The sequence below is a fragment of the Rhodocytophaga rosea genome, from assembly GCF_010119975.1.
GTDB lineage: Bacteria > Bacteroidota > Bacteroidia > Cytophagales > 172606-1 > Rhodocytophaga > Rhodocytophaga rosea.
Genome location: NZ_CP048222.1, coordinates 2,716,395 through 2,737,467 on the forward strand (window position 1 = coordinate 2,716,395; position 21,073 = coordinate 2,737,467).

Annotated in this window: 19 protein-coding genes and 2 pseudogenes; 9 read left to right on the forward strand and 12 right to left on the reverse strand. The window is 41.6% G+C overall.

Translation table 11 applies throughout. The features are described from left to right. Positions 1-46: 46 nt before the first annotated feature. Entirely contained in the window at positions 47-1,225 is a 1,179-nt protein-coding gene (locus tag GXP67_RS11350; protein WP_232065129.1) for an FG-GAP repeat domain-containing protein, read from the reverse strand. Between the two features lie 227 nt (positions 1,226-1,452). On the opposite strand from GXP67_RS11350, the gene GXP67_RS11355 reads away from it, so the two are divergent. The 4 genes from GXP67_RS11355 (at position 1,453) to GXP67_RS11370 (ending at position 4,877) form a co-directional block, all read left to right on the forward strand. Continuing rightward, complete coding sequence (locus tag GXP67_RS11355; RefSeq protein ID WP_162443235.1) at positions 1,453-1,971, forward strand: hypothetical protein; 519 nt, start codon at positions 1,453-1,455, stop codon at positions 1,969-1,971. A 117-nt stretch (positions 1,972-2,088) separates the two neighbouring features. Further along, positions 2,089-3,021, forward strand: a complete 933-nt coding sequence (locus GXP67_RS11360; RefSeq protein WP_162443236.1) for an alpha/beta hydrolase — start codon at positions 2,089-2,091, stop codon at positions 3,019-3,021. Positions 3,022-3,104: 83 nt separating this feature from the next. Next, positions 3,105-4,010 carry a helix-turn-helix domain-containing protein gene (locus tag GXP67_RS11365; protein ID WP_162443237.1) on the forward strand — a complete coding sequence of 302 codons (906 nt, stop codon included), beginning with the start codon at positions 3,105-3,107 and terminating at the stop codon, positions 4,008-4,010. A 99-nt stretch (positions 4,011-4,109) separates the two neighbouring features. Next, positions 4,110-4,877, forward strand: a complete 768-nt coding sequence (locus GXP67_RS11370; protein ID WP_162443238.1) for an SDR family NAD(P)-dependent oxidoreductase — start codon at positions 4,110-4,112, stop codon at positions 4,875-4,877. A gap of 93 nt (positions 4,878-4,970) precedes the next feature. Here the strand turns inward: GXP67_RS11370 and GXP67_RS11375 are convergent, their stop codons facing one another. Beyond that, positions 4,971-6,248, reverse strand: a complete 1,278-nt coding sequence (locus GXP67_RS11375) for a peroxiredoxin family protein (protein WP_232065130.1) — start codon at positions 6,246-6,248, stop codon at positions 4,971-4,973. A gap of 487 nt (positions 6,249-6,735) precedes the next feature. Between GXP67_RS11375 and GXP67_RS38260 the strand changes: the two are divergent. The 3 genes and pseudogenes from GXP67_RS38260 (at position 6,736) to GXP67_RS11390 (ending at position 10,168) form a co-directional block, all read left to right on the forward strand. Next, a pseudogene (locus GXP67_RS38260) lies at positions 6,736-7,409 on the forward strand (sulfite exporter TauE/SafE family protein). 89 nt (positions 7,410-7,498) lie between these two features. Further along, positions 7,499-8,133: pseudogene (locus tag GXP67_RS11385) on the forward strand (peroxiredoxin). A 130-nt stretch (positions 8,134-8,263) separates the two neighbouring features. After that, positions 8,264-10,168 (forward strand): MutS-related protein, encoded by a 1,905-nt coding sequence (locus tag GXP67_RS11390; RefSeq protein WP_162443239.1) that lies wholly within the window; start codon positions 8,264-8,266, stop codon positions 10,166-10,168. Between the two features lie 85 nt (positions 10,169-10,253). On the opposite strand, the gene GXP67_RS11395 is transcribed toward GXP67_RS11390, so the two are convergent. Both GXP67_RS11395 and GXP67_RS11400 read right to left on the reverse strand, forming a co-directional pair. Further along, complete coding sequence (locus tag GXP67_RS11395) at positions 10,254-11,432, reverse strand: trans-sulfuration enzyme family protein (RefSeq protein WP_162443240.1); 1,179 nt, start codon at positions 11,430-11,432, stop codon at positions 10,254-10,256. A 137-nt stretch (positions 11,433-11,569) separates the two neighbouring features. After that, positions 11,570-11,986 (reverse strand): OsmC family protein, encoded by a 417-nt coding sequence (locus GXP67_RS11400; RefSeq protein ID WP_162443241.1) that lies wholly within the window; start codon positions 11,984-11,986, stop codon positions 11,570-11,572. Between the two features lie 84 nt (positions 11,987-12,070). Between GXP67_RS11400 and GXP67_RS11405 the strand changes: the two genes are divergently transcribed. Beyond that, the gene (locus tag GXP67_RS11405) at positions 12,071-12,388 is read left to right on the forward strand and encodes a rhodanese-like domain-containing protein (RefSeq protein WP_162443242.1); all 318 of its coding nucleotides are present in this window, start codon (positions 12,071-12,073) and stop codon (positions 12,386-12,388) included. A gap of 9 nt (positions 12,389-12,397) precedes the next feature. On the opposite strand, the gene GXP67_RS11410 is transcribed toward GXP67_RS11405, so the two are convergent. From GXP67_RS11410 to GXP67_RS11435, 6 genes are all read right to left on the reverse strand, one after another. Further along, positions 12,398-13,606 carry a porin gene (locus GXP67_RS11410; RefSeq protein WP_162443243.1) on the reverse strand — a complete coding sequence of 403 codons (1,209 nt, stop codon included), beginning with the start codon at positions 13,604-13,606 and terminating at the stop codon, positions 12,398-12,400. A gap of 21 nt (positions 13,607-13,627) precedes the next feature. Further along, positions 13,628-14,263 (reverse strand): rhomboid family intramembrane serine protease, encoded by a 636-nt coding sequence (locus GXP67_RS11415; RefSeq protein ID WP_162443244.1) that lies wholly within the window; start codon positions 14,261-14,263, stop codon positions 13,628-13,630. 175 nt (positions 14,264-14,438) lie between these two features. Beyond that, on the reverse strand, positions 14,439-15,410 hold the full coding sequence (locus GXP67_RS11420; protein WP_162443245.1) for a polyprenyl synthetase family protein: 972 nt from the start codon (positions 15,408-15,410) through the stop codon (positions 14,439-14,441). 124 nt (positions 15,411-15,534) lie between these two features. Then, positions 15,535-16,308: a TPM domain-containing protein gene (locus GXP67_RS11425; RefSeq protein WP_162443246.1), complete on the reverse strand. Its 774-nt coding sequence runs from the start codon at positions 16,306-16,308 to the stop codon at positions 15,535-15,537. Between the two features lie 87 nt (positions 16,309-16,395). Then, on the reverse strand, positions 16,396-16,836 hold the full coding sequence (locus GXP67_RS11430; protein ID WP_162443247.1) for a TPM domain-containing protein: 441 nt from the start codon (positions 16,834-16,836) through the stop codon (positions 16,396-16,398). Positions 16,837-16,944: 108 nt separating this feature from the next. Beyond that, positions 16,945-17,529: a LemA family protein gene (locus GXP67_RS11435; RefSeq protein WP_162443248.1), complete on the reverse strand. Its 585-nt coding sequence runs from the start codon at positions 17,527-17,529 to the stop codon at positions 16,945-16,947. Positions 17,530-17,585: 56 nt separating this feature from the next. Between GXP67_RS11435 and GXP67_RS11440 the strand changes: the two genes are divergently transcribed. Next, a complete protein-coding gene (locus GXP67_RS11440; protein ID WP_162443249.1) occupies positions 17,586-18,143 on the forward strand; it encodes a hypothetical protein in 558 nt (185 codons plus the stop codon). A 40-nt stretch (positions 18,144-18,183) separates the two neighbouring features. Here the strand turns inward: GXP67_RS11440 and GXP67_RS11445 are convergent, their stop codons facing one another. Next, on the reverse strand, positions 18,184-19,743 hold the full coding sequence (locus tag GXP67_RS11445) for a magnesium chelatase ATPase subunit I (protein WP_162443250.1): 1,560 nt from the start codon (positions 19,741-19,743) through the stop codon (positions 18,184-18,186). Positions 19,744-19,929: 186 nt separating this feature from the next. Beyond that, positions 19,930-21,024, reverse strand: a complete 1,095-nt coding sequence (locus tag GXP67_RS11450; RefSeq protein WP_162443251.1) for a vWA domain-containing protein — start codon at positions 21,022-21,024, stop codon at positions 19,930-19,932. Between the last annotated feature and the right edge of the window lie 49 nt (positions 21,025-21,073).

A 21,073-nucleotide genomic window follows, 5' to 3' on the forward strand; every position in this document is an offset into this window, starting at 1 on the left:
CATCACTATGAAATTCAACATCCGGCAACTAACCTGCAAAAATTATTTATTTGCCAGTCCCTGTCCGGTTCCAGTAGATTTTAAGATTATTGGAAGCACGGCCTGCGGCAATAATGTCTGGTTTGCCGTCTTTATTCAGGTCAGCTATCTGCAAATCTTCGCAGGCCATGGTATTGTCATCAATCCATACATCTTTCCAGCTGGCACCTGCATTATCCTGTGGAATATAGAGTTTAACACCCACTTTATTTTCCTTGTCCGGATTACGCCAGCCGGCTACAATTTGGTCGGAGCCTGTGCCCAGAAAATCAGCACAGCCCAGGGCATGTCCCTGGTTCATAGTTTCGCTGAGTACTTGCCGGTTTGCAGGCGCATCATAAGAGTATACCGTAACCATATTGCCATGCATAGGTTCGATGCCGGCTATAAATTTTTTCTGACCTTTGAAAGAACCAGTACGGACTTCGCCAAAACTTTGCTGTTGCACTGCCCAGGGAGAAGCTGAATTTGCCATCCATTTTCCTTTGTCGAATGTTAGCCTTTTAACGCCTTCTTTTCCACCAATTAAGAGTTGTGCTGGTGTATTTCCGTTGGCATCCCATACCTGTAAATTATGCGTCATGTGCATTGACTGGTCGATTACCTGGTATTTCCAGGGGCCTTTTGGATTCTTGGGTACCTCAAAAGCCAGTACTTTTACGCCTTCTCCCTGGCCATCTTTGTTGCCTTTGCCATGCAGGGGCAATACAATCAGTGAAAATGACTTATTACCGGTTTTTACCCAGCGCATCCGATGAATGGTAGGTTCGTGGTGGAGTTTTACCGGCTGCCAGGTTTGTGTAGGGTCGCTGGGACGAATGAGGTAGTGTACAGAACCAGATTTTGCTGTATCACTGGTTTCTCCAGGATTCCACTGGGCACCTACCGCCACTTCCACTTTTCCATCGCCATCTATATCCTGCGCCGCAATACATACATTATCTTGTTCGGTCAGGTTTTCTACCATCACAAATCGTTTCCAGTCGCCATTGCGGTACCAGACAAAAGCTTTTTTATCTGCCATCAGAATATCCGGGTTTTTATCGCCATCTACATCACCAATGGCTAAGCCATAACCGATCTGCACTTTATCATCCAGGACTTGCGCCTCAAACTGAGGAGTAGGTGATTGTGCCATTATAGAAGTGGCCATACATATAAAAAACAGGCAAAGTTTGTAGCTCATATCACAGGTGGTTTATGGTCGTAAGTCCAAATTAAACTTAAAATCTTACTAAAAATAGTCAATTTGGCATTTCAATCACACAGTTTTTATCAGATATTGTAAAAAGTCTGTATTCTGTGTATCTTTTGATACCTAACTATTGTTTACCAGAAAATTTACAGATGTGTATATATGGAAATAAATAGTACTATATATATATGATTATACAGATATTGTACATAATGCTAATGAGAAAACTCATTGCCATATTAATATTCTTTTGGACAAATTCATATGGGGACGATTTAAATGACAAACTCCACCGAATGACAGATTCACTCAAGAACTACGGAATTAATTCAATAATTGTCCATAGGTATTCAATTTTTGGAGGACGTTTTGAAATACCATATGATCAAAAGGAATTGCAATGTGGAGCGCGCGCGACTGTTGCCCATATCTTTTGGGCTAAAAATAATCAATGGAACTGTTTACGCTTAGACTACTGTGGACTTTTTGAGCTTATTGAAATCAAGCCTATTAGATTTAATAATATCAAAATCGACCCAGAAATTAAATTTAATCAAGGGTCACCTCATTTCACCCAATATAACTTGACAGTAATTTATAATGGTTCTGAGGACAATGTTAGGTTAAGTGGGTTCCAACTGACAAAAGAAAAAAATGGAACCACTAAAACTATAAAAACTATAAATAAAATAATTGAAGAACTTGAAAATAAGGGCAGATTTAAGAGAGTGAATTAGGCAGAAGCGCAACATTGTATATCAATTGCGCAGGCAATGTTTGCTTATAATTTATTAAATTGGACTGCTTGTGCGCTTGATATACTGGGTGTTACCTGCAACCCTAAAACAACCCATATGCATAAATTTTACTTTCTCTTGCTGGCTGTTTTTATCTGTACTTCCTGTTACAGTCAGAAAATAGAAACGGTATACTTAAATCCCAAAGACAGTACTTCCAGCTTTTATATTATTGTTTATCCACCAAAGCTTCCAGGGTCTGGTTTTATGTTTCTGATGCCAGGAATGTTCCAGAAGCCACAAGAAGTTATACAGCAAACAGAATTGCCAAAAATTGCAGCCCGGCAAGGTATTCTTACGATTATTCCTGTTTTCAGTACAGGTATTTCTACTTTAGGCATTGATACAGCTACACAAGCCTCCTTCCGGGAAATGCTGAATCATGTAACAAGCAGGCATAAACTGATTGATCAGCGATTTTATGTGGGCGGATTTTCTATTGGTGGCACTTGTGCAATTAAATATGCCCAGCTTGCTTTGAGCCATAATTATCCTATTAAACCTTCTGCCGTTTTTGCGATTGATGCACCCCTCGATTTTGAGAGAATGTATAACACTTCAGTAAGGGAAATGAGGTCTGCAGGTATGGATAAAGACCTTTTAGCTGAAAATACCTATATGCTGAAGCGCTATGAAAAAGAATTTGGTGGCCCTCCTTCAGACTTCCTGCCATATTACCATAAAGGTTCGCCTTATTCTTTTAGCGATACTACACATCAAACGCTACAACCTCTGATTCATGTACCTATTCGCTTATATACAGAACCTGATGTCCAATGGTGGCTTAAGGCAGGTGTCGATTATTCAGGAATGAATGCGTTTGATTGTGCAGCCATGACCAATGATTTACACAGAATGGGCAGCAAAAAAGTCATGTTAATTAGTACCACAAATAAAGGGTATAGAAAACCAGGCAATAAAAGAAATCCTCATTCCTGGAGTATCGCTGAGCCGAATGACCTCGTAAAATGGTTGTTAGCTCAAAGGTGACATTGTAAGGTCACTTATCTACCCTATCTGCTATTACTTTGCGAAAAGCTTTGTACATTTGAATTTTGCAAACGAAAACTGTTATGAAAAACACTTCTGTAGATGAATTTTATAAGGAAATTGCTGCACATATTCCGGATGAAATCAGCAAAGAGATCGGGCATTTTAATGTGTTTAAGTACGAAGATGTATTAGCCCGGTTAAAAGTAAAACCCGTAATGCCATACAATAGACGGACGTATTATAAAATCAGTTTGATCAGTGGGGAGTACACATTGGAATATGCGGATAAGGCAGTGGAGATAGGAACTCAGACCCTTTTGTTTGCCACCCCCAAAATACCCTATCACTATAATCCGAAAGGGGAAAATCAGTCTGGCTATTTCTGCATTTTTACCGAAGATTTTTTAACAAAAACCAAAAGTGGAATCAAATTAGACGAACTTCCCATCTTTAAACCCGGCAATTTTCCCGTTTTTCAAATCAGGGATGAAGATTGGAAAGAGATGCAAGCTATTTTTATGAAGATGTACAGAGAGATTTCTTCAGATTATGTGTATAAATATGATTTGTTGCGCAATTATGTACTGGAGCTAATTCATTATGGGCAAAAGCTGCAACCAGCTACTGCGCTGTATACCACGCATACCGCTTCAGCCCGTATTGCTTCTTTGTTTATTGAACTGCTCGAAAGGCAGTTTCCCATCGAATCGCCGCAGCAAAAACTTAGTTTGCGCACGGCAGCTGATTATGCCAACCGCCTGGCTGTGCATGTAAATCATCTCAATAAGGTATTAAAAGAAAATACAGGCAAAACTACTACTGAAATTATCGCCAGCCGCATTATTCAGGAAGCCAAAATCCTGTTGAAACAAACCGACTGGAATATATCGCAGATTGCCGATAGCCTGGGTTTTGAAGAAGTAGCCCATTTCTCCAATTTCTTCCGGAAACAAACTTCGCTTGCACCTATTACTTTCCGCTCATAAGGCTATGATTTGAATTTTGCAAACAATAGATTGATGCTTGCAAACACTTTCTTTCATTTCCATCGCAATTTTGTGCTATTAAATTTAACAGCAAATAAGATGGAAAATGCAAATCAAAAAATTGCTTTAGTTACCGGAGGTAGCCGAGGACTAGGCAAAAATATGGCGTTGAGTTTAGCCAGAAAAGGAATTCACGTTGTAATTACCTATCACTCTAAAAAAGAAGAAGCGCTTGCCGTAGTATCTGAAATTGAGCAGCTGGGCCAAAAAGCAGCCGCCTTGCCACTCAATACAGGCGATGTAAAAACCTTCGATCAATTTTTTTCTCAATTGCGCAGTGTGCTTCCACAAGTATTCAATACGTCTACCTTTGACTTCCTGATCAATAATGCCGGTATTGGCCTGCATATACCCTTTGCCGAAACTACCGAAGAATCGTTTGATGAACTGATGAACATTCATTTTAAGGGCGTTTATTTTCTCACCCAGAAAGCGCTTCCTTTGCTCAAGGATGGAGGACGTATTATAAACCTTTCATCCGGCTTGGCTCGCTTTACAATTCCAGGTAATTCAGCTTATGCTTCTATGAAAGGAGCGGTGGAAACCCTAACCAGATATATGGCAAAAGAATTAGGTTCCAGAGGAATTACAGTGAATGTGCTGGCACCAGGTGCCATCGAAACAGATTTTGGCGGAGGAATAGTTAGGGATAATCCACAGATGAATAAATTCGTTGCAGACCTTACTACACTTGGAAGACCCGGATTACCAGATGACATTGGAGGAGTAGTGGCGTTTCTGTGTAGTGAAGAAGCCCGATGGATCACTGGTCAACGTATTGAGGCTTCTGGCGGCATGAATTTATAAAAGTTCAAGTGATACTTTGTAAAGGTTACATCCATATAACAAAAGCTTCCCGTACGCGAAGCTTTTGTTATATGGATGTAATGGCGATGCTGGCTAATCACTGCTGGCAGCGGCAGCTTCCTCGGCGAGGAGTTTGTCTACAAACAAGTTGAATTCTTCCACAAACTCATCATAATATTTACCGGTACCAGGTCCGCTGAAACCAGTATGAATGCGGCGGACCTTACCGGTTTTATCAATAAAAATAGTACTGGGGAAAGCCATTACTTTCTCAATCATGGGTAATGTCTGGGTGGCGGCAGCTTTGTCGTTCACGCCGGCCAGTAAAACAGTATACTCCACACCAAAACGTTGTTTCATTTTCTGGAGTTTAGGTGCCGAAACTGCAAAGTCCGGGCTTCTTTCATACCCTAGTCCAATGATTTCTATGCCCCGTTCCTTGTTTTTCTGATACCAGGGAGCTAAAAACTTGGTTTCGTCCATACAATTGGGGCACCACGAACCCATGAGTTGTACAATTACTACTTTGTTTTTGTACCACTCCTCATTCAGGGAAACAGGTTTTCCGGTTTCTACATCAGGAAACGTAAAAGCTAATTCTTCGTAGCCTTTTTTGAGGAAAGTGAGGGAATTGGCATCTGGCAAAGCAGCCTGTTCATTTTTTACAGCTGTCCATGTCTCGTATCCTTTTACCCCAGACCAGAATTCACCGGTTAAGCGCTGGCCGCTTTCATCTACTTTGGCTTTGAATAAATACACATGGTTGCCATCAAAAGTGGATAGTTGTAAAGTGGAACCTTCCATATTGCCACTCAAGTACCGGTAATCACCAGTAGGTGTTAAAAAAGTGCCTTTCACATCGGAGCCCTGTTGTTCAAATATACCTACAGATTGGGTAGAATCCCCTTCAGAGCGAAACATGACAGACCATTTCCCACTAAGATTAGTTTTCGGAGTTTGATTTGTAGAAGTAAAACGATTTATATGCCCATATTGAGAGCTAAACGGCATATGTGTAGTACGCTCAAGAATATACTTAGTAAACCGTCCGGTTAGGGTACTATCAGCTACTTTTGCCACGATCTCTGATTCAAATAATCCGATAGGAATCCGTAAGGAATCCCCTTGAATAATAGCATCATCTAATGGCAGGCGTTCTTCTCCATTGAGGGCAAATACACTAAACGTACTATCTGTTTTTCTGGTAATGTCTAAACCGAATGGCAGTTCGCCTCCAGGTGATTGTAGCACAGCCCGCCATATACCAGGTTTGAGAGTAATCTGTTCTTGTTTCTTTCCAGATGGTTGGCAAGCCATTGCCGTAAGTAACAGGATTATGAAAAGATAATATATTGGCCTGTTCTTTTTCATAGATGGATAGGGGTTTAGTGTGCGTAACAAACAAATTACAGGAATTGGTTTTCCTGGTCCCCGGAAACATTCAATTTATTAAAAATATATCTATTATTCCTACTAATTTGATATAGTTTTATATCTTTGTCTTTTGGCTGGTTAAAATATCGATAAACAGATTTGACTTTGCTCCTATTTTTATAAATTAGAACCCCAATTACTACCAAACCTAATGATATTGGAAAATAATATTGAAACCATCAAGGTCAACGATACGGCCGACGAGAAACCTGCTAAATCGTTCGAATTTACCCGTCTTAAATGGTGGGCAGTAGTTCCTGTAGCTGTGCTGGTTGGGTTAGTAATTTATGCTCTTATTGCTCCGGCTCATTTAGGAATGGTAGTAAGAGAAGCGCCTTCTTTATTTTCAGCTCTGCTCACCGAAAAAGTATTGTTTTTCATGCTGGTTGGCTTTATAGCCCAGATCATAGATGGAGCGTTAGGAATGGCCTATGGCGTGAGCTCAACTACTTTTCTGCTTGGCATGGGTGTACCACCTGCATTTGCCAGTTCCAGTGTACATGTAGCAGAAGTATTCACGTCTGGTGTTTCCGGCCTTTCTCACTTAAAGTTTGGCAACGTTAATAAAAAATTATTTCAAAGCTTGGTATTGCCCGGGGTGTTTGGTGTAATTACCGGCGCCTATGTACTTACTACTTTAGATGAAAAGCTGATCAAGCCATTTGTTGCTGCCTATCTAATGGTTATGGGCATTGTAATTATCAGAAAAGCATTTAAAAAAGTAAAAGAAGAAGTAAAAGAACCCAAAAAAGTGGCCTTACTGGCAGTTTTCGGTGGATTTATGGACGCAGTTGGCGGAGGCGGATGGGGCCTATCGTAGCTTCTACCCTCATTAGCAAAGGGCATAGTCCGCGGTATACCATTGGTTCAGTAAATCTCGCTGAATTTTTCATTGCACTTGCCGGTGCCGGTACTTTTGTAGCCCTGATCGGATTAGGTAACTGGCAGATTATTGCCGGCCTGGTGATCGGTGGTACCTTTGCAGCTCCCTTTGCCGCCTATTTATGCCGGAAGTTTAAAGCCCAGACATTAATGATCATGGTAGGTATACTTATCATTGTACTGAGTATACGTACATTATGGCTGGTCTTTAACTAAATTTTCAGACAGAAAAACAACTATTGTTGTTTTTCTACTACTATCTTAGTAATAAATTTCAAATTGTTCTACCTAAAATCAACACTACTATGTCTTTAAGATTAGGAGATATTGCTCCGGACTTTACAGCAAAAACCACAGAAGGTGAAATCAGATTCCACGAATGGTTAGGAGACAAATGGGGGTTTTATATTCACATCCTGCCGATTTTACACCAGTTTGTACTACTGAACTAGGCATGACCGCCAAGCTTAAGGATGAGTTTGACAAGCGCAATGTAAAAGTGATAGCAGTAAGTGTAGATGACCTGAATTCACACAACGAATGGGTAAAAGATATCAATGAAACCCAGCGTACCCAGGTAAATTTCCCGCTCATTGCCGACGAAGAGCGTAAAGTGGCCTTATTGTACGACATGATCCACCCCAATGCTTCTGAAAAAGCGACTGTGCGTTCTGTATTTATCATTGGACCTGATAAGAAAGTAAAACTTACCCTTACCTATCCGGCATCTACCGGCAGAAACTTCAATGAAATATTGCGAGTAATCGACTCTCTGCAATTAACAGCCTATCACAGTGTAGCTACGCCAGCCAACTGGCAGGATGGCGACGATTGTGTAATTGTACCTGCTGTAAAAGAGGAGGATATTCCGGCAAAATTCCCGAAAGGATATACCAAAGTAAAGCCTTACCTGAGAATGACGCCACAGCCCAACAAATAGAAACATCATTTATTTTTATAACACATAAGCCCGGTTAATCTATAGCCGGGCTTATGTGTTATATTGCTTTTGTTGTTGTCTTGCAATCAAAAAAAACATAATAGTATATAAGCCAGCTTTCAACCAAAATATGATACATGCACAGGAGCGCTTTTTTGTAGATAATATTGCTAAATTCTCAAAGCAATACCAACAAAGTGCCAAGCAGTACCGGGTTTTTGCCGGTTTAAGACTGCTTCTATTCATTTCTGGCATAGCTACCACCCTTTTCTTTGCCAACCAGAAATTACTTGCATTTACCCTGTGGGCTGGAAGCTTTTTTGTACTTATTTTGGTACTGCTGCAAAAAAAGCTCAATCATCTGGCGTATCGTCAGTCTATTGCTACTCTCAATATTGAAGTTAATCAAGCTGAACGGGCTCGGCTAGCTTTAAATTTAGATGGACTTGATGATGGCCGGGCATATGCAAACCCAGGCCATTTTTATGCGGAGGATTTAGATATTTTTGGAAAACATTCCTTGTTTGCTTTAGTTAACCGTACTACTACCACCTTTGGTAAAAGTAAACTTGCGCAATTTCTATTGCAACAGGCCAATATCTCTAATATAAAACAACGCCAGCAAGCTATAAAGGAACTTGCCGGAAAGGTGGTTTGGCGACAAACTTTTGAGGTAGAGGGACTTTATTATAAGCTACAGGCAGCAAGGAAAAGCTTATCAATTTTTGCTAAACTACAGGCACATTACTTTAATTCCAAAACAAACAGGGAGCAATCCTCTCTTGATGCAAGTAAGTCTTTAAAAGATTTAATGGAATGGCTGAGCCAAGAGAATAGAAGGCTCAAACAATACAAAATACTATACATAATCTCCTTAATTGTATTACCCCTATCCTTTTGCACCTTTACTTACCTGTTTATTGTCTCTATCACGGCTGATCCGATTAATATTATTCAAATCCGCAAATGGCTGATATTAATGAACCTGGTTTATCTGTTAAATGCTATGGTATTGCGAAGTCTTCGTAAAAACAGAACCCAATTGAGGCAATTTAGTTCTTCAGCGTTTACTGCTTTAGTGCCTGTACGGGCCTTAATGAATGTAGTGAATAAACAGCCTTTTAAAAGTGAACTATTGCAGGCACTATCTCAGTCCTTACAAAAGGAAGCAAAAGAAGAACTAACAAAGCTATTGGTTATTTTAAATCATTTTACCAGGAACTCGACTCCAAAAGATATTATTTTTCTATCAGACTTATTTTGGCTTTTGAAGGCAGAAATACTCAAGAAAAAGATGTTGCCTTCAAAAATTACTGCTTGGACAGAAGCGGTAGGAGAACTGGAGGCATTAAGCAGCTTAGCTGGTTATGCTTATAGTAATCCATCTTATCCTTATCCCTGCCTATGTGAAGAGCCTTTTGTCTTTCAAGCCAAAAATTTAGGCCACCCCTTGATACATCCTGACAAGAGAGTAACTAATGACTTTTCCCTAAGCGGGGAGGGCAGTGTTGGTTTAATAACAGGTTCTAATATGGCCGGCAAAAGTACTTTTTTACGTACAGTGGGCGTAAATTCTATATTAGCACTGGCAGGTGCCCCGGTTTGTGCAAGTAGCCTGAATATATCTTCGTTGCTAGTGTTTACGAGTATGCGTACAGAGGATAATCTTTCCAAAAGCACTTCCTCATTTTTAGCAGAAATCAAGCGGCTGAAGCAATTAATGGATCTGATTAAATCCAGGAACAACCCTATATTATTTTTATTGGATGAAGTACTGAAAGGAACCAACTCTGGTGATCGGCATGCAGGATCGCAGGCTCTTATTAGACAGCTAAGCAGATCAACCGCTTTTGGAATTGTTTCTACGCATGATTTAAACCTTATTTCTTTAGCAGGAAAACTGAATCTGGTTAACTATAGTTTTAATAGTCAGTTGGTAAATAATGAGATTATATTTGACTATAAGCTAACCCACGGACCTTGCCATACGGCTAATGCTACTGCTCTTATGAGACAAATGGGCATTGTGGTTTAGTTGAAAACTATTGATGGAATAAAATAATCAAAGATTAATTGAGCTAACATAGACATCGCCTTCGTAAGTTGAAAATTACAACCTATCAACTCTCCAAAGCCTGTTTTACGTCCGCAATAATATCATCTACATGCTCTAAACCGGCTGAAATACGGATCAATCCAGGCAAGATACCCACCGCCTGACGGTCTGTGTCGGAGAGTTTGGAATGCGTGGTAGAAGCCGGATGGGTCGCAATGCTTCTGGTATCGCCCAGATTGGCTGTAAGCGAAATCATTTGCAGGGCATTCAAGAATTGCCTGCCTTTTTCTATGCCTCCTTTTACAATAAAGGTTACCATTGCTCCGCCGTGGCGCATTTGCTTTTTGGCTAATTCATACTGTGGGTGCGATGGCAGGAAAGGGTAGATCACTTTTTCAACCTGCGGATGGTTTTCCAGAAACTGCGCTAACTGATGTGCATTGGCGCAATGCCTGTCCATGCGGACAGCAAGCGTTTCGAGGCTTTTGGATAAAATCCAGGCATTAAATGGAGAAAGAGAAGGTCCGGTATGCCGGGCAAAAAAACGGATATCTTTGATCAGTTCCTTTTTTCCTACAATCGCTCCGCCAATAGCCCTGCCTTGTCCATCTATAAACTTGGTTGCCGAATGCGTAACTAAGTGAGCACCATATTTAGCAGGCTGTTGTAAATAAGGGGTAGCAAAACAATTATCTACATTCAGAATCAGGTTGTGTGTTGAAGCCAGCTTACCCAGCCACTCCAGATCGATCAGGTCGAGGGCAGGATTCGAAGGCGTTTCTACAAAGATCATTTTGGTGTTCGGCTGAATCAGGCTTTCCCAGGTTTCCGGCTTTTCAATATCGGCATAGGTATGGGTTATGCCCCATTTTGGGAAAATCATGGTGAGAATCTGATGCGTAGAACCGAATAAAGAACGGGAAGCCAATATATGATCGCCAGACTTCAATAACGCCGCCATACTGGTAAACATAGCCGCCATTCCGGAAGCAGTAGCAATGCCATCTTCCGTTCCTTCCAGCTGGCAAAGTTTCTCTATAAATTCGTCATTATTCGGATTAGAAAAACGTGTATAAATATTGCCCGGAATTTCATCGGCGAATAAAGCCCTGGCTTGTTCGGCATCTTCAAAAGTAAAACTGGAAGTAAAATAGATCGGCACTGTATGTTCCCGGTAGGCCGTTTTTTCTGCCCTGGTTCGTATAGCCTGTGTTTCAAAATGTTCTGGCGTAGGTTCTGTCATCAGCAATGGTTTGGATAAAAGGTGATTGGCCTGCAAATTTGCAAAACCTTCCGGTAATTCTGTAGGATTATTCTAATATTTATGATAAACCCACAGGCTTTTTGCAAACCTGTGGGCATAAGCAAAGCTAACAAATACTATTTTTCTATGCTGAAGTCGTAGGTGATCTTTGCGGATTTTTCAAGCGTTTTGGCCACCGAACAATATTTTCCCATCGACAGGTCAACGGCCCGTTTTACTTTTTCTTCGGAAAGATCTCCTTTCAGGGCAAAATGTACATGAATATCCTGGAATAAAGAGGGTTCTACATTGGGTTCACGTTCGCCATCTATCGTAATGCGGATGTCTTCTACATTCTGTTTTTGCTTATTGAGAATATTGATAATATCAATGGTGCTGCATCCGCCTAAAGCAGCAAGCAACATCTGCATAGGCCGGAAACCCTGATTGGTGCCTCCGATAGCCGGTGCGCCATCCATTTCAACTGTATTGCCTGTTTCATTTCTGGCTTTCATGTGATATAAGCCATCCGTACGCTGTATTTCTATTTTCATGACCGAAAAATCCTATTGTTCATGCGTTTTAAAAATAATTATTTACTTTTGTTATGACGCTAAAACCTACAAAATAATTCAATTATGAAGGAAATTACAGTAGAGGAATTAAAGGAGATGCAGGATAGTGGAGAGGACTTTCAACTGATCGATGTCCGGGAATCTCACGAATATGATTTCGCCAACCTGGGCGGAGAACTTATCCCCCTTGGAACTATATTGAACAATGCCGACAAGATTTCCAGAGATAAAAAAGTAGTGGTGCATTGCAGAAGCGGTGCCCGCAGCGGAACGGCTATTAATCAACTGGAGCAAAAATTCGGCTTTACGAACTTGTATAACCTCAAAGGCGGCATTCTGGCTTACTCCGACCGGATTGATCCGGATATTCCTAAATATTAAAGTAGATTTTTATATGCCCACTTCCACCTGGAAGCGCAGTGTCCAGCCGTCATTTAATCCGAAAGTATTACTGTCTAATACTGCATCCTGGTAGGTAAGGTCGGCCTGGGCTTTAATGCGGTGCCAGCGGATATATTTATTTACACAGAAGGTATACTGCCTGATTCCTGTAGTAGCTACTTCAATTTCCTTATCGGGAGTAATAGCTGTGTATCTGCCGGCCAGTTCCAGGTGGTTGGCAAACATATAGCTGGCTTGCAGATTGAGCCCTGTACCTTCGTATACAAATTTCAGGTCATCGGTACCATTATAGGTAAGCGGATTGCTGGCGGTACGCCTGATAAATTCAGCATATAGAGCAATTCCTCTGTATTTTAAAAGTATATCAGTAAGTAGTGTGTGTATATCTGAAATAGCATAAAGCCTGTCTCCGATCTGCCCTCCTGTCCGTACGGCATCATCATTAAACGAGTAAGCGGCTGCCATCGAAAGTTTAGGTGTTTTTTCTCGCACCCAGTCTCCTTCAAAATAATCGCCCCGGTTGGTAAAATCGCCAAAAGGAAGAAATTCTACTTTGCCTGTATACGCCAGTCCGTTGTTAGTTACATTGTAATTCCGGCCTTTGCCACTCGAAATGGCGCCCATCAGATTGTACCGGTAGTTTTTGCCAAATTTATTCCGGTAATAAATAAAAGCCCCGGCATCCCGGTCTATATTAAACGTAGCATTAGAAAGCGAACGATCGGTGAACTGCTGTTCACCTGATGAAATCACCCGCTGGCGGTTTCCGGGAAGCTTTGTTAAGCCAAGCCCCAGTTCCAGGTTTTTAGTAGGTTTGTAAAAAACCACGGCATCACGTAATACATTGTAAAAGCCTGAATTTTCTATATCGGCATCGCCCCTGGCAAAACCCAGCTGAAACTGATAGGTCAGGTTTTTTCTGCCCAGATAGCCAAACGAACGCAGCCGCATGCGGCGTACTAAAAATGTTTTTCGGGTAGGCTCAAAAGGATCATCTGCATCTGAAGACATTTCGAAACGGTTCTGCATCCGGAACCGGAAGTTAATTTTATACGTACTATCGGTACTTGCAATGCCAATCCCATCCGTTTCATGTACAATCAGGCTTGCCTCGTCTGATTCATTTGTCTGGGCAAAGAGCGGAATAACAGGCAGCGTAATTACCAGTATGAAAAAAAGTAAATAAAGGTATTTCATATGTATACGAATAGCTGCCTGTCAGAACAGGTCTGTTATGCGCCAGTTGGAAACCTGCTCGAAGAAACTCACAATCACCGAAGGCATGATCAGAATGCTGAATACAATGCCAAATACAGCTCCATACAAGTGAGCATCGTGGTTAATATAATCACCCCCTTTTTTGGCCTGTATATAAGAATATAAAATGTAGAGGCCGCCAAAAATAAAGCTGGACAGGCAGAAAACGAAATACACACAAATCTTCTCTGTGGGATAGAATAAAATGGAAGAAAATACAACTGCAGAAACACCGCCGGAAGCACCCAGAGAATTGTAATAGGCATGGTTCTTATGCTTCAGATAGGTTGGCAGGTCAGAAGCAATGATCCCAACAATATAGAGGGCGATATATAGTACGATACCTAAATTTCCGAAAGTATATATATAGGTTTTTTCAACCAGTTCACCAAAGAAATACAAGGCAAGCATGTTGAATAACAAGTGCATGTAATCATTGTGAATAAATCCGGAAGTGATCAGCCGGTGATACTCTTTGCGCCGGTGAACAGTATAGGGATTGAGAATCCACTTCTGAAAAATAGTCTGGTTGTTCCAGGCATAAAAGCTGGCAGCTACCGTGATAATGATTATAATGAGGGTGATACTTAAATCCATGCAATGTATGAGTTAAGGATAAATATATCTGGTTGGCTGCAAAAATAGCCTTTCTGATGTAGAAAACACCAGACTAGTATTGGAAACATAAAGAATTCTCTAACGCTGATGCCAGAAAAGTGCTGGTTCTGGTAATTCTTATCAATAGAAGTAGCATGATATGACTCAACCAGGTCTAGTTCTCCCGGTGAATAATCTGTTCTACAAACTCTCTTAGGACTTGTTTTCGGGCTTCCGGCGCATCCAGCTTTTCAAGACAGAATAACCCTAAGGCAAAATACTCGTTCATTTTGGCTTCGCAGAGCTGGCGGATATTGAGCCGGTTATAAATGTTAGTAACTGCTTTTACTTTTTCTTCCGCCACAAACTCTTTTTTAGCCAGCCAGTGCTGCAACTGTGCCTGGTCTTCGCCGGTGGCTGATTGCAGGGCTTTTATCAGCAGAAAAGTTTTTTTATTGGCAATGATATCACCCCCCACCTGTTTGCCAAATTTGGCTTGTTCCCCAAATACATCAAGCAGATCGTCTTTCAACTGAAAACCAATGCCAATGCTTTCGCCTAGTTCCCGCAGTAAAATAGTATCTCTCTCCGGCGCTTCTGATACCAGACCACCGAGTTCAAGACTAAAACCAAGCAGAGCAGCGGTCTTAAGGCCGATCATTTGCAGGTAATCTTCTTCACTTACCGTGGCTATTTTCTCAAAATTCATATCGAGCTGTTGCCCTTCGCAAACTTCGGAGGCACACCGGTTAAACCGGCGGATAACCGTTGGCATTTGTTCCGGCTTTAATTCCAGAAATAGCTCATAGGCACTTACTAGCATCACATCACCTGAAAGAATGGCTACATTGTTATTCCACTTGGTGTGTACTGTAGGATTTCCCCGGCGGAGTGGTGCCGCATCCATAATATCGTCGTGCATCAGCGTGAAATTATGGAATACTTCTACAGCAATGGCTGGTTTTGTATATTTCTGCCAGTTGTCGGTATACAGGTAACTCGCCAGTAAGGTGAGTACCGGACGCAGGCGTTTGCCTCCCAGTGACATCATGTATCGGATGGGCTCATATAGTTCAGGCGGATGCTGTCCGTATTGTAAAGAAGCGATTTCCTGATTGAGCACACTGGCTACTTGAGTTACATCCATTATAAGGCAAATTAAACCAGGTGTGAAGTAATAGATTTATCCGGGAATAGCCAAATATCCCGGGGCCTTTTGCATGTTATAAAAGAGGTACTATATACAGGTATATGTTTTATTATTCAATACGCTACCAGTCGCCGCCTGCACCACCTCCGCCAAAGCTGCCCCCACCAAACCCACCAAAGTCGCTGCCGCCTCCACCAAAGCCTCCAAAACCGCCTCCGCCGCCATAGCTGCCTCCCCGGCCAAAGGTTATAAAAGGAGGAATCATGCCACCACCAAAAAATCCGCCACCTCCGCCACCACCTCTTCTGCGGAAGATTCTGGATAGGATAATAATTATAAAAATGATAAGAATAATGAACATCCAGGAACCGCCTCCGCCGCCTTCTTCACCGGTATCTTCTGCTGTATATTCACCGGCGATGGCCCTTGCCATAAGTGTGGTAGCCTGGTCGAGGCCTTCGTAATAGTTACCTTGCCTGAAATTTTCTGGAAAAGCTTCTGTTTCTATTCTTTTAATAAGTGCATCCGGCAAAACACCTTCAGCACCATAACCGGTAGCTGTAAAATATTTCCGGTCGTTAATGGCAACTGTAATTAAAACCCCATTATTCTGATTGGCCTGACCTACTCCCCATTGATTCGCCAGTTCGAAAGTATACTGGCCTCTGTCATAATCGCCGTAGGTAGGAATAATGGCAATGGCAATCTGAGTTGAAGTTGTATCGTTGAGCCGCCTGAGCTTCTGTTCCAGCGCCTCAATTTCGCTGCTGTTCATCACCCCTACAAAATCATTTACCAGCCGGGGTGGATTGGGCTTTGCAGGAAATGGTGATTGGTTCTGCCCCCAGGCAAGTTGGTACATCAGGATAAACAGCAGGCAGATGGTTTGTTTCATTAAAATGATATTTGGCTTATACTTGGCAGGCGTAATCTCATGTTAAATCAAGTACTTTAATTCAGTATGGAATAGTATGTATAAGAACTAACTGCTTTTTCCGAAAGAAATATCATCTGATAGTTCATTCGTATCATCTGACTGATAAGGGAAATGTGCTTTCAGCTGTTGTCCAGCCAGCAGTATACCTTCACACAAACCCTGGGTAACAGCTCCGGTTTTAAATTGTGCCCGCATGCGGTCTTTGATTTCTTGCCAGAAGTTAGCCGGAACCACCGTATCTATGCCGGAATCTCCCAGAATAGCAAATTTATGATCGTCTACAGCCAGGTAGAACAATACACCATTCCTCAATTTAGTCTGGTTTAGTTTCAGGGACAGAAATATTTCTTTGGCATGGTCCATTACCTCGCCTGGACACCGGGTTTCTACATGCACTTTTATTTCACCTGAGGTATTGGTTTCCGCTTCCCGGATTGCCTGCACAATTTGTTCTTTCTGGGCAGTACTAAAAAAGTTGATAGCCATACAGTTCGTCGTTCGTTGATAGTTATTGGTTGTTCGTTATCAGTAAGATTGAATAAAAAACTGGTTTATCAATTTATTTACAACCAATAACCAACAACGAACAAATATTTAAAACTCAACTGTTGGCGCTTTATCGGCTCCGGCCTGCGCTTCGAAAAATCCTTTTCGTTCGAACCCAAACATCCCGGCTGTCAGATTATTCGGGAAACTCCGGATATGCGTATTATATTCCTGAACCGCATCATTGAAGTTTTTCCGTTCTACAGAAATCCGGTTCTCTGTACCTTCGAGCTGTGCCTGTAATTCAAGAAAGTTCTGATTAGATTTCAAATCCGGATAACGTTCTACTGTTACGAGCAACCTCGATAAAGAAGAACTCAGGGCATCCTGTGCCTGCTGAAACTGTTGAATCCGTTCGGGAGTCAGGCTATCTGCACTGTTGATGTTGATAGAAGTAGCTTTTGCACGGGCATTTATTACTTCTGTCAGGGTTTCCCGTTCAAAGTTGGCTGCTCCTTTCACTGTATTCACCAGATTAGGAATCAGGTCTGCCCGGCGTTGGTAGGCATTTTGCACTTGCGCCCATTTACCGGAAACATTTTCCTCGCGGCTTACCATACCATTATATCCGCAGCCTGAAAAAGATATTAACAGTATGAAAGCGCCTATTGTGAAAAGAAATCCTTTTTTCATGTGTGTTGTGTTAGTTGGTTAGAGAACAATGTGACTTAAAGTTTGTTACCAAAAGTATGAAACGCATCTTAATATTCATAGTTGCTGTTATGCTTGTTAGTTGTTCTGTAAAGAGCGAAAAAAAAATTGATACAAACAACGTCACATTTACTACGACGGCCGACTCCAGGCTTTATTTTAAAAATGTACGCCAGATCTATTATGACCGCGAAGACCAGCAAAACACTAAGCTGGAAATATTCAGATTCGGCAAAAGAAATAAATCTGCTACAGTGCCTGTAATCAATGTAGCTTTGGTTAACAACTGGCGTTATGATGAGGCATACGTAATTATCGAGCCCAATGCTTATCTCGATACTGCTTCTCAAATAGAGGTATTCTGGCAAGAAAAAGCAAAGCCTGATGCAAAAGGTACCTATGTATTTGCATTTGGCAGTAAAGAAAATCACTTCCGGTTTGCTACCCAGCTGTATGAGAGCATACTCGCCAAACATACTTTACAACTGCAGGATAGCACAGGGAAACTGTTAAATTTATTTCAGACGGAAACAGACCGGGAAAATTTCCGAAAAGCCATGGTAGATTATTACCGGCTGGTAAATAAGTATTATTAAAAAACAGCGATGAATATAAGCTCATCGCTGTTTTTTACCATTATCTGCGGTAGCGGTTATTTTTGCTATCCCCTGAATCTTCATCGTCATCATCTCCAAAAGAACCCGGGCCGGAGAACATGCTGCTCAGCAGATCTTTGAATTGCAGGCCGGCTGTAAGCTGATTTTTGCTGAGCATGGAATATTCAGCTAAGCCGTGCAGGGCAAATTCCATCATGAAAAATTTAGTGGCTTCATCCTGTTTGCTGTGGTACTGGTCGATAAGTTCTCTCAGGCCTTTTACCCCATTTAAAGCGGCTTTGTAATCTTTATTGGAAAGGTCATTGAGCAAATCTATAGTATGCCCTTCGCCAAACCAGTCGGTAATTTTGCGGTAAGGATTTTCGCCTTTTGTTTTTTGCTGTTTTTTCAGCTTTTCCGGATCAGGAAAATATTGCAGGAATTGGGTACGGATGGCTTTCCCCAGTAAATTCTGGGCAACAATTACCGGGCCTTCCTGCTCACCTTCATATACCAGTTCCACTTTACCAGTAATAGCAGGAATCACTCCCCAAAGATCACCCACCCGGATGTAAGTCGTATTTTCTCCGTTAATTAAGGTACGGCGTTCGGCGGAACTCATCAGGTTTTCATAGGCAGAAATGGTCAAACGGGCCGAAACTCCACTTTTGGCATCTACATATTCGCTTTTGCGGGCTTCTATGGCAATCTGCTCAATCAAATCAGAAATCAGTTCATTAATCTGGATTTTCTTTGCCTGCTCATCTTTTACAATGGCTTCCTGTCTGGTGATTTTCTTGCCTATTTCAATGCTTTTGGGGTAGTGGGTTACAATCTGGCTATCTATCCGGTCTTTGAGCGGCGTTACAATACTGCCCCGGTTGGTATAATCTTCCGGGTTAGCTGTGAACACAAATTGTATGTCCAGGGGCAACCTGATTTTGAAACCACGGATCTGAATATCGCCTTCCTGCAAAATATTAAACAGAGAAACCTGGATACGGGCCTGTAAATCTGGTAATTCATTAATTACAAAAATACCTCTGTGTGAACGCGGAATCAGTCCAAAGTGGATCACCCGTTCATCAGAATAAGGCAATTTTAAGGTTGCCGCTTTAATAGGATCTGCATCGCCAATCAAATCCGCTACAGATACATCCGGGGTAGCCAGTTTCTCAGTATATCGATCAGAGCGGTGCATCCAGGAAATGGGCGTATGGTCGCCATGTTCATCAATCAGATCTACAGCATATCTGGAAAGCGGCTGTAACGGATCGTCGTTTAGTTCGGAGCCTTTTACGACCGGAATATATTCATCCAGCAGGTTTACCATCATGCGGGCAATCCGGGTTTTTGCTTGCCCACGTAAACCGAGCAGGTTAATATGGTGCATCGAAAGCAAAGCCCGTTCTACATCAGGTATTACGGTTTCCTCATATCCCCAGATGCCTGGAAATACTTCTTCTTTATTTTTAAGTTTCTCAATTAGGTTGTCTCTCAGTTCTTGTTTGATAGATCGGGGCTGATAGCCGGTTGCTTTCAATTCACCCAATGTTTTGATTTGAAGGAGTTGTTTGGCAGAAATTTCTTTATATTTCATAGATTGGTTTGGACTTACGTATGGATAGAACTAGTATGTTCTGTTTATGAATGTAATGCTTACTTAAAGGGACTGTGTTATTTACATTGTTTTATTTAGTAATGAAGCTTAACGTTAACTTATCAACAAGCTATAATAAGCTCACCAAGCAATACCAACAATAGAGGATAGGAAGATTGTATTTCTTTATACATTCTTCCTTCTGTTTCGCTGATAGTCTTCGAAAATGTAATTACCTAAGCCTTTAAGACTGCTATAATAAGCTCTGCCTTGATTGACCTCCGTAAATTCCCGCACAAATTGCTGCAAATAGGGGTCAGAGGCAATCATAAAGGTGGTGATCGGAATTTTGATGCGGCGGCACTGGGCAGCCAGATTCAGTGTACGATTCAGAATTTTTTTGTCCAGGCCAAAGCTGTTTTTATAGTACCGGATTCCTTCTTTCAAACAAGTAGGTTTTCCGTCAGTGATCATAAAAATCTGCTTATTCTTGGTTTTCTGCCTGCGCAAAATATCCATGGCCAGTTCCAGTCCGGCTACTGTGTTGGTATGATACGGACCTACTTCCAGGTAAGGCAGATCTTTAATCTGTACACGCCAGGCATCATTTCCGAAAACAATAATATCCAGGGTATCTTTCGGATATTTAGTAGTGATCAGTTCGGCAAGCGCCATGGCAACTTTTTTGGCAGGCGTAATCCGGTCTTCCCCATACAAAATCATGGAGTGCGAAATATCGATCATCAGCACGGTAGAAGTCTGCGATTTGTACTCCCGCTCCATTATTTCCAGGTCGTCTTCCATCAGCATGAAGTCATTAATGCCATGGTTGATCTGGGCATTGCGGATAGATTCAGTCATGGAAATTTGCTCAAGGGTATCGCCGAACTGGAAGTTACGTTTATCAGTGCTCAGTTCGTCGCCAATGCCGGAAAAAGGGGTATGGTGATTTCCCTGGTTTGATTTTTTGAGCTTACCAAATATTTCTTCTAAGGCGCTTTTACGGATAGACTGTTCGCTTTTTGCCGTAATGGAGATTTTGCCGCCAGGCGTTTCCTCTGTAATATACCCTTTGTCTTTCAGTTCCTGAATAAAATCACCCATCCCATACTCATTGCTGGTCAGGCCATACTGTTTATCCAGCTGATTCATCCATTGCAGGGTTTCACTCACATCGCCGGAAGTGACCACCATTAATTGCATAAATAGTTTCAGCAGGTTATCGAAAGAGGTTTTTCCTTCCTCAGAAGGATCGAATTTTGAAAATCTATAGCCAAGCATAGGTATAAGCGGTTTGTAAGCTAACGTTACTTTATTAACAATAGTTTGT